The sequence below is a fragment of the Streptomyces yunnanensis genome (assembly GCF_029011865.1).
In the GTDB taxonomy this organism is placed as follows: Bacteria; Actinomycetota; Actinomycetes; order Streptomycetales; family Streptomycetaceae; genus Streptomyces; species Streptomyces yunnanensis.
In genome coordinates, this window is sequence record NZ_CP095749.1 from 6,254,105 (window position 1) to 6,266,746 (window position 12,642).

Annotated in this window: 10 protein-coding genes; 8 read left to right on the plus strand and 2 right to left on the minus strand. The window is 69.6% G+C overall.

The genetic code is table 11. The features are described 5' to 3' along the window. The first annotated feature begins 107 nt into the window (after window positions 1-107). The 3 genes from MOV08_RS27275 to clpX all read left to right on the plus strand — a co-directional run bounded on the left by MOV08_RS27275 (window position 108) and on the right by clpX (window position 2,895). A complete protein-coding gene (locus MOV08_RS27275; RefSeq protein WP_174717975.1) occupies window positions 108-710 on the plus strand; it encodes an ATP-dependent Clp protease proteolytic subunit in 603 nt (200 codons plus the stop codon). Window positions 711-775: 65 nt separating this feature from the next. Further along, the gene (locus MOV08_RS27280) at window positions 776-1,450 is read left to right on the plus strand and encodes an ATP-dependent Clp protease proteolytic subunit (protein ID WP_039636408.1); all 675 of its coding nucleotides are present in this window, start codon (window positions 776-778) and stop codon (window positions 1,448-1,450) included. 161 nt (window positions 1,451-1,611) lie between these two features. Then, complete coding sequence (gene clpX, locus MOV08_RS27285) at window positions 1,612-2,895, plus strand: ATP-dependent Clp protease ATP-binding subunit ClpX (protein ID WP_016574019.1); 1,284 nt, start codon at window positions 1,612-1,614, stop codon at window positions 2,893-2,895. A 142-nt stretch (window positions 2,896-3,037) separates the two neighbouring features. Here clpX and MOV08_RS27290 read toward each other — a convergent pair whose 3' ends face one another. Further along, window positions 3,038-4,027, minus strand: a complete 990-nt coding sequence (locus MOV08_RS27290) for a hypothetical protein (RefSeq protein ID WP_275309232.1) — start codon at window positions 4,025-4,027, stop codon at window positions 3,038-3,040. A gap of 170 nt (window positions 4,028-4,197) precedes the next feature. Here MOV08_RS27290 and MOV08_RS27295 point away from each other — a divergent pair, with 170 nt between their 5' ends. Then, a complete protein-coding gene (locus MOV08_RS27295) occupies window positions 4,198-6,816 on the plus strand; it encodes a valine--tRNA ligase (RefSeq protein ID WP_039636413.1) in 2,619 nt (872 codons plus the stop codon). On the opposite strand, the gene MOV08_RS27300 is transcribed toward MOV08_RS27295, so the two are convergent. Continuing rightward, complete coding sequence (locus MOV08_RS27300; RefSeq protein ID WP_275311914.1) at window positions 6,782-7,993, minus strand: hypothetical protein; 1,212 nt, start codon at window positions 7,991-7,993, stop codon at window positions 6,782-6,784. The genes MOV08_RS27295 and MOV08_RS27300 overlap by 35 nt on opposite strands. Before the next feature lie 276 nt (window positions 7,994-8,269). Here MOV08_RS27300 and MOV08_RS27305 point away from each other — a divergent pair, with 276 nt between their 5' ends. The 4 genes from MOV08_RS27305 to ndk all read left to right on the plus strand — a co-directional run bounded on the left by MOV08_RS27305 (window position 8,270) and on the right by ndk (window position 12,415). Continuing rightward, a complete protein-coding gene (locus tag MOV08_RS27305) occupies window positions 8,270-9,718 on the plus strand; it encodes a peptidoglycan D,D-transpeptidase FtsI family protein (RefSeq protein WP_039636417.1) in 1,449 nt (482 codons plus the stop codon). A gap of 90 nt (window positions 9,719-9,808) precedes the next feature. Then, entirely contained in the window at window positions 9,809-11,374 is a 1,566-nt protein-coding gene (gene folC / locus MOV08_RS27310; protein ID WP_275309233.1) for a bifunctional tetrahydrofolate synthase/dihydrofolate synthase, read from the plus strand. Between the two features lie 2 nt (window positions 11,375-11,376). Beyond that, window positions 11,377-11,739, plus strand: a complete 363-nt coding sequence (locus tag MOV08_RS27315; RefSeq protein WP_275309235.1) for a DUF4233 domain-containing protein — start codon at window positions 11,377-11,379, stop codon at window positions 11,737-11,739. Window positions 11,740-12,001: 262 nt separating this feature from the next. Continuing rightward, the gene (gene ndk, locus MOV08_RS27320) at window positions 12,002-12,415 is read left to right on the plus strand and encodes a nucleoside-diphosphate kinase (RefSeq protein WP_275309237.1); all 414 of its coding nucleotides are present in this window, start codon (window positions 12,002-12,004) and stop codon (window positions 12,413-12,415) included. Window positions 12,416-12,642 lie beyond the last annotated feature (227 nt).

The window sequence follows — 12,642 nt, forward strand, 5'->3', positions numbered from 1 at the left end:
GAACGCGCCGGATGCACCACACGGCGCAGGTCCCCGCGCCCCAGAAGACGACGCTGAGACGGTCGCGAGCCGTCCGACAACGAGCAGGTGGACACGTGACGATCCCGATGCCTTCCGCCGCCGCTGAGCCGACCTCCGGTGGCCTCGGCGACCAGGTCTACAACCGGCTGCTCGGCGAGCGGATCATCTTCCTCGGCCAGCCGGTCGACGACGACATCGCCAACAAGATCACGGCGCAGCTGCTGCTCCTCGCCGCTGACCCGGAAAAGGACATCTTCCTCTACATCAACTCCCCAGGCGGCTCGGTCACGGCGGGCATGGCGATCTACGACACCATGCAGTACATCAAGAACGACGTGGTCACCATCGCCATGGGCCTCGCCGCTTCGATGGGCCAGTTCCTGCTGAGCGCAGGCACCCCGGGCAAGCGCTTCGCGCTGCCGAACGCCGAGATCCTCATCCACCAGCCCTCCGCCGGCCTGGCGGGTTCGGCCTCGGACATCAAGATCCACGCCGAGCAGCTGCTGCGCACGAAGAAGCGCCTGGGCGAGCTCTCCGCCATGCACACCGGCCAGACGCTGGAGCAGTGGACCAAGGACGCCGACCGCGACCGCTGGTTCAGTGCCGAGGAGGCCAAGGCGTACGGCCTCATCGACGACGTCATGCCCTCCGCTGCCGGCGTTCCGGGCGGGGGCGGCACCGGGGCCTGAGCCCCGGCCCACGTCCCGCAGTCGACCCCCAGCCCCATTTCGCCACCAGGACGGTGAACCTCCAGATGAACAACTTCCCCGGAAGCGGCCTCTACGAGCGCCCTCAGGCCGAGTTCTCCGGCATGACCGCCGAGTCCCGCTATATCGTCCCGCGCTTCGTCGAGCGCACCTCGCAGGGCGTGCGCGAGTACGACCCGTACGCGAAGCTCTTCGAGGAGCGGGTGATCTTCCTCGGGGTGCAGATCGATGACGCCTCCGCCAACGACGTCATGGCGCAGCTGCTGTGCCTGGAGTCGATGGACCCGGACCGCGACATCTCGGTCTACATCAACAGCCCCGGCGGCTCGTTCACGGCGCTGACGGCGATCTACGACACCATGCAGTTCGTCAAGCCCGACATCCAGACGGTCTGCATGGGCCAGGCGGCCTCCGCCGCTGCCGTGCTGCTGGCGGCCGGCACCCCGGGCAAGCGCATGGCGCTGCCCAACGCCCGGGTCCTGATCCACCAGCCCTTCAGCGAGACCGGCCGCGGCCAGGTCTCCGACCTGGAGATCGCCGCCCGCGAGATCCAGCGGATGCGCACGCAGCTGGAGGAGATGCTGGCCAAGCACTCGTCCACGCCGATCGAGAAGATCCGCGAGGACATCGAGCGCGACAAGATCCTGACCGCCGAGGAGTCCCTGGCGTACGGTCTGGTCGACCAGATCGTCTCGACGCGGAAGACCTCCGTCTCGGTCTGATCGCGATCTTCGCGAAATGCGCCGGAGTGTTGCCCCCTTGGACCGAGTGAACCGAGTCGGTCCAAGGGGGGCCCGTACGGGGGGCCCGGCAAGGTACCGTCGATAGGCAAGCTCCCGGGTCCGCGGAACAATGCGGATCCCAGGCGAAGGGGATTCACCTCGTGGCACGCATCGGTGACGGCGGCGACCTGCTCAAGTGCTCGTTCTGTGGAAAGAGCCAGAAGCAGGTGAAGAAGCTCATCGCGGGACCTGGTGTGTACATCTGCGACGAGTGCATCGATCTCTGCAACGAGATCATCGAGGAAGAGCTCGCCGAGACCTCCGAGGTGCGCTGGGAAGAACTCCCCAAGCCCCGCGAGATCTACGAGTTCCTCAACGGCTACGTCGTCGGCCAGGAGCCCGCCAAGAAGGCGCTCTCGGTGGCCGTGTACAACCACTACAAGCGCGTCCAGGCGGGCGAGAACGGCCCGGGCCGCGGCGACGAGGGCATCGAGCTGGCCAAGTCCAACATCCTGTTGCTCGGCCCCACCGGCTCGGGCAAGACGCTGCTCGCGCAGACCCTCGCCCGGATGCTCAACGTCCCCTTCGCCTTTGCCGATGCCACGGCGCTGACCGAGGCCGGCTACGTCGGTGAGGACGTCGAGAACATCCTCCTGAAGCTGATCCAGGCCGCGGACTTCGACATCAAGAAGGCCGAGACCGGCATCATCTACATCGACGAGATCGACAAGGTCGCCCGGAAGAGCGAAAACCCGTCGATCACCCGGGACGTCTCCGGCGAGGGCGTCCAGCAGGCCCTGCTGAAGATCCTGGAGGGCACCACGGCCTCCGTGCCGCCCCAGGGGGGCCGCAAGCACCCCCACCAGGAATTCATCCAGATCGACACCACCAACGTCCTCTTCATCGTCGGCGGTGCCTTCGCCGGTCTGGAGAAGATCATCGAGGCCCGGTCCGGCGCCAAGGGCATCGGCTTCGGCGCCACGATCCGCTCCAAGCGCGAGATCGAGTCCAAGGACCAGCTCCAGGACGTGATGCCGGAGGACCTGGTGAAGTTCGGGATGATCCCGGAGTTCATCGGCCGCCTCCCCGTCCTCACCTCGGTCCACAACCTCGACCGCGAGGCGCTGCTCCAGATCCTCGTCGAGCCGCGCAACGCCCTGGTCAAGCAGTACCAGCGGCTCTTCGAACTCGACGGCGTGGAGCTGGACTTCGACCGCCCGGCCCTGGAGGCCATCGCCGACCAGGCCATCCTCCGCGGCACCGGCGCCCGTGGCCTGCGCGCGATCATGGAGGAGGTCCTCCAGGCGGTGATGTACGAGATCCCGTCCCGCAAGGACGTCGCCCGCGTCGTCATCACCGCCGACGTGGTCCACTCCAACGTCAACCCGACCCTCGTCCCCCGCACCCGCGGCGACTCGGGCGAACCCCAGGAGAAGAGCGCGTAGCGCCTCCGCGCCTCCCCCCCGTCAACAGAACCGCCCGGCAGCGCAGTTGCTGCCGGGCGGTTCTGAACTCTGGGGACTGCGGCTAGGGGTTCACTCCTGGCCGACTCGGCATGCTATGTGGGCCAGGCCCGGCCGGCGCCCTTTACTTCTCCTTGCGGACCTCGTTGCGGACCTTGGCGGTCGTGTCCGCGAGCTGCTCGGCGCTCGGGGTGGTGGCCGAGCCGCCGCCGTTGGGGTTGGGCACGGCCCTCTGCTGCACGACGCCGACGGCGCTGTTGTCGCCCCAGATGCAGGTGGAGGCGGTGACCGGTACGGTCATCCCGCCCGCCGAGACAGTGATCTTCTGCGTCCGGCACTTCATGACCTCGCCGTCGAAGCCGCTCGGCGAGTACTCGGTGACCGGTGTGACGTCCTCGATCTTGGCGCTGCCGGCGGTCTTCTTCACGTTGTCGTCGATCTTGGCGAACATCTGGGTCACGGTGCCCTGAGGGTCGCCGATGGTCCCGTACATGCCGACCACCTGCATCATCAGCCCGCTGGTGTCCTTGTAACTGCCCTGGACGCCCTTGCCGTTGGTGATGCCAAGCGCCTTGGCGTCCTTGTCGTTCGAGAAGTTCTCGGTACCGCCGCCGCTCTGCCCGGGCGCCTGCACCTTGCTGAACTGTCCGCTCAGCAAGCTGTCCGGCAGCGCGATCGTGTACGGCTTGACCTGGCCGCCCGAGCCGAAGACGAAGTACGCGCCGACGCCGATCGCCGCGACCACCGCGACCGCGCCGATGATCAGGCCGATCTTCTTGCCGTTGCCGCCGCCGGACTCCGGCTCCTGGGGGATCATCCCGTAGGGGGTCTGCTGGCCGCCGTAGGGCGCCTGCTGGCCGTAGTTGGGCTGCGCGGGCTGGCCGTAGGGGGGCTGCTGCTGCGGGAACTGTTGGGGCGCCTGCTGGGGGAACTGCTGGGGCGCCTGCTGGGGGGCCTGCTGCGGGTATCCGTAGCCCTGCTGAGGAGGCACCTGGCCGCCCTGCTGCGGGTAGCCGTAGCCGGGCTGCGGGGCGGGCGGCTGCGGCTGTCCGTACGGGCCGGGCTGCTGGGGCTGCTGACCGTACGGGCCCGGAGGCGGCTGGTTGTAGCTCATGGAGCGGATCCCCTCGTGACTGCGGTGACGCCGGAGTGCTGCGCGCGGCGTCCGGGCGTCGGCGTGATGTTTATGCGCTGCCGACATCCTGTACGACGCCGCCGACAGCCGTGGCCCCGGGGGCGAAACCGATTCGAAGCTGCTACACGGGCGCCCGTACACTGTCGGTCGTGACCGAGAACACTCAGCAGCAGCACAGCGTCCCCGAACTGCCGACTCAGTACACGCCGGCCGATGTAGAGGGGCCGTTGTACGAGCGCTGGGTAGAGCGGGGCTACTTCGAGGCGGACGAGAAGAGCGACAAGCCGCCGTACACCGTCGTCATCCCCCCGCCGAACGTCACCGGCTCCCTGCACCTGGGGCACGCCTTCGAGCACACGCTCATCGACGCGCTCACCCGCCGCAAGCGGATGCAGGGATACGAGACGCTCTGGCAGCCGGGCATGGACCACGCCGGTATCGCTACCCAGAACGTGGTCGAGCGTGAACTCGCCAAGGAGGGCGTGTCGCGGCACGACCTGGGGCGCGAGGCGTTCGTCGAGCGCGTCTGGCAGTGGAAGGGCGAGTCCGGCGGCCAGATCTCCGGGCAGATGCGGCGGCTGGGCGACGGCGTCGCCTGGTCCCGTGAGCGCTTCACCATGGACGAGGGCCTCTCCAAGGCCGTCCAGACGATCTTCAAGCGGCTCTACGACGACGAGCTGATCTACCGCGCCGAGCGCATCATCAACTGGTGCCCGCGCTGCCTGACCGCCATCTCCGACATCGAGGTGGAGTACCAGGACGACGACGGCGAGCTGGTCTCGATCCGGTACGGGGAGGGCGACACCTCGATCGTCGTCGCCACCACCCGCGCCGAGACGATGCTCGGCGACACGGCCGTGGCCGTCCACCCCGAGGACGAGCGGTACGCCCACCTCGTGGGTACCGAGATCGAGCTGCCGTTGACGGGCCGGCGGATCCCGGTCGTCGCGGACGAGCACGTCGACCCGGAGTTCGGCACCGGTGCGGTCAAGGTCACGCCGGCGCACGACCCGAACGACTTCGAGATCGGCCGCCGGCACGGCCTGGCCAACCTGGCCGTCCTCGACGAGCGTGGCGTGATCACCGCGCACGGCCCGTTCCAGGGGCTGGACCGCTTCGAGGCCCGGTCGGCGATCGTCGGCGCGCTGCGCGCGGAGGGCCGGATCGTCGCCGAGAAGCGCCCGTACACCCACTCCGTCGGGCACTGCTCGCGCTGCAAGACCACCATCGAGCCGCGGCTGTCGATGCAGTGGTGGGTCAAGGTCGGCCCGCTGGCGAAGGCCGCCGGTGACGCGGTCCGCGACGGCAAGGTCGCGATCCACCCCAAGGAGATGGAGTCCCGGTACTTCGGCTGGGTCGACAACCTCCACGACTGGTGCATCTCGCGGCAGCTGTGGTGGGGCCACCGCATCCCGGTCTGGTACGGGCCGAACGGCGAGGTCGTCTGCGTCGGACCCGACGAGGAGGCGCCCACCGGCGAGGGGTGGCACCAGGACACCGACGTCCTCGACACCTGGTTCTCGTCCGGTCTGTGGCCGTTCTCCACGCTGGGCTGGCCCGAGCAGACCCCGAGCGTGACGAAGTTCTACCCGAACTCCGTCCTGGTCACCGGCTACGACATCCTCTTCTTCTGGGTCGCCCGGATGATGATGTTCGGGCTGTACGCGATGGACGGCACCCCGCCGTTCCACACCATCGCGCTGCACGGCATGGTCCGCGACCAGTTCGGCAAGAAGATGTCCAAGTCCTTCGGGAACGCGGTCAACCCGCTGGACTGGATGGACACCTACGGCTCGGACGCGGTGCGGTTCACGCTCGCCCGCGGAGCCAACCCCGGCGTCGACGTCCCGATCGGCGAGGACTGGGTGCAGGGCTCCCGTAACTTCGCCAACAAGATCTGGAACGCCACCCGCTTCGCGCTGATGAACGGCGCGACGGTCGAGGGCGAACTGCCGCCCGCCGAGCAGCTGTCGGCGACCGACCGGTGGATCCTCTCCCGGCTCAACTCGGTCGTCGCCGAGGTCGACGCGTACTACGACGACTACCAGTTCGCCAAGCTGTCGGACACCCTCTTCCACTTCGCCTGGGACGAGGTCTTCGACTGGTACGTGGAGCTGTCCAAGACGACGTTCATGGCCGGCGGCCCGGCCGCCGACGCCTCCCGCCGCGTGCTGGGCGAGGTCCTGGACGTCACCCTGCGGCTGCTGCACCCGGTCGTGCCGTTCGTCACCGAGACGCTGTGGACGACCCTGACCGGCGGCGAGTCGGTGGTCATCGCCGAGTGGCCCGGAGACTCGGGCTTCCGGGACGCGGCGGCCGAGCGGGAGATCGAGACCGTCCAGCAGGTCGTCACCGAGGTCCGCCGGTTCCGCTCCGACCAGGGCCTGCAGCCGGGCCAGAAGGTCCCCGCGCGGCTGGACCTGACCGGTACGGCGCTGGCGCCGCACGAGGCCGCCATGCGGTCGCTGCTGCGCCTGCAGCCGGCCGGCGAGGACTTCACCGCCACCGCGTCCCTGCCGGTCGCCGGCGCCACCGTCGCCCTGGACCTGTCCGGTGCGATCGACGTCGAGGCGGAGCGCAAGCGGCTGACGAAGGATCTGCTCGCAGCCGAGAAGGAGAAGAAGCAGGCCACCGCCAAGCTGGGCAACGACGCGTTCCTTGCCAAGGCGCCGGAGCCGGTGGTGGAGAAGATCCGTGGTCGGCTGGCGGCCGCCGAGGCCGACATCGAGCGGATCACCGCGCAGCTGGCGGCCCTGCCCACGGCGTAGTCGGCGCCGGCCCCGGCCACCCGCCGGGGCCCGTGGCCTCCTCCGCAGGCCCCTCGTCCGTATGGGCGGGGGGCCTGCGGCGTCCCCGCCGCCCGCCGCGGTCGCCCCGCTCCCGGACCGGCCACAGCAGCACGTACGCCGTGGAGACCGCCACGAACGCCAGCCGGATCAGGCCCCGCGCGGAGTCGTCCGGGACGGCGAAGACGCTGCCGTAGAGGACGAGCAGCGCCAGCCAGCTCCACCAGGGCACCAGGCGACGCTGCCCGATGACGTCCCACAGCAGGGTGCCGAGCAGCACCGAGGCGGTGTAGTACGTGTAGACGCTGGGGTCCAGCACGATCCGGGCGTTGGCGCCCAGCAGCACCACCGCCGCCCAGCGGCCCCGCCAGACCGCGAGCCCGCCCAGCACCAGCCCGAGGCCGAACTGCGCGGGACGGACCCAGCCGGGCGTCTGGGGGTCGTCGGCGCCCAGCCAGCGCAGCGCGGACGCCGGCTGGTTGGGGATGGCGAACTTGGCGGCGGCGAAGGACTGGGCGTCGCCGAGGAAGAACGGCAACCAGGCGACGGCGACCAGCCCGGCGCACCACAGGCCGGCCTTGAGCCACTTGTCCCGGGGGAGCGCCAGCAGCAGCGGGACGAAGGCCAGCGTGGTCGGCTTGGAGTCCATCGCCAGCGCCAGGAAGGCACCGGTCAGGGCGGCGTTGCCGCGGGTGACGGCGCGGACCGCGAGGGCGGTGAAGAACAGCGCCAGGACGTCGTCGAGATGCCCGAAGCGGACCGCGACCTCGATCCACATGGGGATGAAGGCCAGCCCGGCGATCAGCACCCGCTGCCGCAACCGCTGGTGGTTGGTGCCGGTGCCCAGGAAGTGGTGGGCGGCGCTGCGGCCGGCCAGCACCAGGATCACCAGGCCCAGCGCGGACATCAGGGCCGCGGCGAGGAACTGGCCGGTGGCCTCGGGGAACGGGTTGAACAGCCCGGCCGTCAGGAAGCTGATCGGCCCCATCTGGAGCTCGGGGTGGTGCGCGTAGAGGTTGAGGCCGCCGGTGCCGTCGCCGGAGCTGCCCTGGTATATCAGCTCGCCGCCGGTGCGCAGGTAGTGCCAGGAGAAGCCGCCGTGCGGCTCCACGATCAAGAACCACAGCACGGTCCACCCGGTGAGCAACACCAAATGCATCCGCTGACTGATTGCCGGCACGCCTCTTCAGCTCCTGCTTTCCCGACTCTTCACGTACACCGTGGCCACACGGGCCATGGCCATTCCAGACCCCGCCGTGCAAGAGGGCATCCAGCGGCGGAAAGGTTGTCCCGTCCGACGGTCCGATCGCTCACATCCTGGTGGTACGCGGTTCTCATGACGCTCTCATGAAGGCGAGGCACCGTGGACCGGAATGCCGGAGTTCCGGCGGAAACGCATGTCCGGTCCCGTCCCCAGCCCCGAGGAGCCGCGCCCATGAACAAGCCCCTGCGACGGGTCTCGGCATTCTGCCTCGCGCTGGTCCTGGTGCTGATGGTCTGGGCCACCTGGATCCAGGGCGCCAAGGCCAGCGACTACCGGGAGGACCCGCACAACCCCCGGGTGAACATCGCCAAGTACTCCGCGCCGCTGGGCAACATCCTCGTCGATGGTCAGCCGATCACCGGCTCCGCCGCCACCTCCTCCTCGCTCACCTACAAGCGGACCTACAAGGACGGCCCGCTCTACGCCCCGGTCACCGGCTTCTCCTCGCAGATCTTCGGCAGCACCCAGCTGGAGAGCCTCTACGGCGACCTGCTCGGCGGCAGCGACAGCCGACTCCAGAACCCCGCCGACACCCTGCTGCACGAGCGCCCCAAGGGCGGCGACGTGGCCACCACCATCGACGCCAAGGTGCAGAAGGCCGGTTACGAGGCGCTCGGCGACAAGACCGGTGCGGCCATCGCGCTGGACCCGGCGACCGGGCGGATCCTGGGCATGGTCAGCACCCCGTCGTACGACCCGGGGAAGTTCGCCGGCTCCTCCACCGCCGACCAGAAGGCGTGGCAGTCCCTGACGAACGACGCCGGCCAGCCGAACCTCAACCGCGCGCTGCGCCAGCCGCTGCCGCCCGGCTCCACCTTCAAGCTGGTGGTCGCCGCCGCCGCGCTGGAGAACGGCCTGTACTCCTCGGTCGACCAGCCCACCACCAGCCCCGACCCGTACACCCTCCCCAACACCCGCACCCAGCTGACCAACGAGAGCGCCTCGGCGCCCTGCGAGAACGCCACCATCCGCACCGCGCTCCAGTACTCCTGCAACACCGTCTTCGCGAAGATGGCCGTCGACCTGGGCAAGGACAAGGTGCGGGCGCAGGCCGAGAAGTTCGGCTTCAACGACGCCACGATGGACGTCCCGGTGCGCGCCACCAAGAGCGTCTACCCCAAGGACATGGACCAGGCGCAGACCGCGCTCTCCGGCATCGGCCAGTTCGACGACCAGGCCACCCCGCTCCAGATGGCGATGGTCGCCTCGGCGATCGCCAACGGGGGCGATCTGAAGGCCCCGCAGCTGGTCGACAAGCTCACCGACGGCGGCGGCAACACCGTCCAGCAGAACGACCCCAAGACCTACCGCACGGCGATGTCGAGCCGGACCGCCGCCCAGCTGCGCTCGGCGATGGAGACGGTGGTGGACAAGGGCACCGGGTCCAACGCGAAGATCGACGGGGTGACCGTCGGCGGCAAGACCGGCACCGCCCAGCACGGCGTCGACAACAGCGGCACCCCCTACGCCTGGTTCGTCTCGTACGCGGACGACGGCAAGGGCCACCAGGTCGCGGTGGCCGTGATGGTCGAGGACGGGCACGCGGCCCGCAACGAGGTCTCCGGCAACGGTCTGGCCGCCCCGATCGCCAAGGCGATGATGCAGGCGGCGCTGTCCTGACCGGGGCGGCGACCCGGGCGCGGGCCGGGCGGTGAGCGGCGCGGGGGCGGCGCAGGCCCGTTGTCGGTGGTGCCTCGTAGACTTGTCGTCGTGAGCGAGCGCCCCCAGAACGACGATCCCGACCCGACTCCCGACCCGACCGAAGCCTTCGAAGAGACGGTCGAGGCCGAGACGCAACTTCCCCAAGCTCTCAGCTCCGATCGGCCAGGGGAGACCCCAACCCCCGATCTCGCCGTGATCGAGGCCGGCAGCCGGACCCTGCGCGCGCAGGCCGGGCCGCCGCAGGGGGAGCAGGTCCCGGCCCGCCCCGCCGACCCGGAGACCGACCGCGCGCTGCGCGCCGTCGAGGAGGAGCTGGGCGGCCGCTGGGGCGAGACCAAACTCGACCCGTCGATCGAGCGCATCGCCGCGCTGCTGGACGTCCTGGGCTCGCCGCAGCGCGCCTACCCCTCCATCCACATCACGGGGACCAACGGCAAGACCAGCACGGCCCGCATGATCGAGGCCCTGCTCGGCGCCTTCGAGCTGCGCACCGGCCGCTACACCAGCCCGCACGTCCAGTCCGTCACCGAGCGGATCAGCCTGGACGGCAGCCCCATCTCCGCCGAGCGCTTCATCGAGACCTACCGCGACATCGCGCCGTACGTGGAGATGATCGACGGGCAGCAGGAGTACCGCCTCTCCTTCTTCGAGGTGCTGACCGCGATGGCGTTCGCCGCGTTCGCCGACGCCCCGGTGGATGTCGCGGTCGTCGAGGTCGGCATGGGCGGCACCTGGGACGCGACCAACGTCATCGACGGCGACGTCGCCGTGATCACCCCCATCTCGCTGGACCACACCGACCGGCTGGGCGAGACGCCCGAGCAGATCGCCGGCGAGAAGTCCGGGATCATCAAGAAGGACGCGACGGTCGTCCTGGCCCAGCAGCCGGTGGACGCCGCCGCGGTGATGCTCAAGCGCGCGGTGGAGGTGGACGCCACGGTGGCTCGCGAGGGCATGGAGTTCGGGGTGCTCTCCCGCGAGGTGGCGGTCGGCGGCCAGATGCTGACCCTGCGCGGGCTCGGCGGCGAGTACCCGGAGGTCTTCCTCCCGCTGCACGGTGCCCACCAGGCGCACAACGCCGCGGTCGCGCTCGCCGCCGTCGAGGCGTTCTTCGGCGTCGGCTCCGACCACGCCCGCACCCTCGACATCGACACCATCCGCTCCGCGTTCGCCGCGGTCAGCTCGCCCGGCCGGATGGAGGTCGTCCGGCGCAGCCCCACCGTGGTGCTGGACGCCGCGCACAACCCGGGCGGCGCCCGGGCGGCGGCCGACGCGGTCAGCGAGGCGTTCGGCTTCAGCCGGCTGATCGGTGTCGTCGGCGCCAGCGACGACAAGGACGTCCGGGGCTTCCTGGAGGCCTTCGAGCCGATCTTCGCCGAGGTCGTGGTGACGCGGAATTCCAGCCAGCGTGCGATGGATCCGGACGAGCTGGCCGCCATCGCCGTGGAGGTTTTCGGCTCCGAGCGGGTCCAGGTCGAGCCGCGGCTGGACGACGCCCTGGAGGCGGCGATCACCCTCGCCGAGGAGGAGGGCGAGTTTTCCGGCGCCGGTGTGCTGGTGACCGGCTCGGTGATCACGGTCGGCGAGGCCCGGCTGCTCCTGGGAAGGAACTGACCATGCGCACGCTGTGTGCCAGCACCCTGATAGGCGAGTTCTTCGTGATCGGCTTCGCCGGTCTGGTCGCGATGCAGCTCACCGACATCTCCCGGGCCACCATCTGGATCGTCAGCGGCATCGCGATGCTGCTGAGCCTGCTGCTGTGCGGGATGCTGACCCGCCCCGGCGGGGTACAGCTCGGCTGGGCGCTGCAGATCGCGCTGATCGCCAGCGGCCTGGTCGTGCCCACGATGTTCTTCCTCGGCGCGGTCTTCGCCGCCCTGTGGTGGACCTCGGTCCACTTCGGCCGCAAGGTGGACGACGCAAAGGCACGGTTCGCGGCGCAGGCGGATGCCACGGCCGAACCGGCGAACGCGGGCTGACCCTCACACACCCTTTCTTTCCCCACCCACTCACGGGAGGTGCCGGGGCTGTGGGGTGGGGTTGTCCGGACGTAAAGCGCAGCAGTCCGGACAACCCCACCCCACAGCCCCGGCACCGCTGCCGACCAGCCCCGCGCAGCGGATCCGCGCCGCAGGCGCAAATGCGGCGAACTCCTACGGCGGGGAAGCCGGCAAGGGATACCCCGTACCCAGGCGATAGCCTGGCACCGCTGATCGTCGTTCAGATACAGGGAGTCCCTTCGTGAGCCAGCGCACCCTCGTCCTCCTCAAGCCCGACGCCGTCAAGCGCGGTCTGATCGGCGAGATCGTCCGTCGCATCGAGCGCAAGGCCAACTGGACGATCACCGCGCTGGAACTGCGCACCCTCGACCGCGGGGTGCTGGAGCAGCACTACGCCGAGCACGTCGGCAAGCCCTTCTACGAGCCGCTGGTGGACTTCATGTCCTCCGGGCCGGTCGTCTCGCTGGTCGTCGAGGGCGAGCGGGTCATCGAGGGCGTCCGCGCGCTGGCCGGTCCCACTGACCCGATTGCCGCGCCGAGTGGGTCCATTCGTGGGGACTTCGGAACGATCACCCGAGAAAATCTCATCCACGCCTCGGATTCCGAAGAGTCCGCCGAGCGCGAGATCAAGATTTTCTTCCCCGGGATTTCTTGATCCGAACTCAACGGCCAACCCCCTTGTGACCAGGGGCGACCGGTGAAATCATCGGTCGCCCCTCGGTGTATTCGCCGCGAGCGGGGGAACGCGTTCCCGCGACACGACGTCACCATTAAGGGGGGCGGGTGCGTGTACGGCTGACAATGGCGGAACGACCTCCCGCCGTGTTCGAGTGGGTATCACTACGAACTACGATGGGGGCTTCCGCGCCTCACAGCGCATCA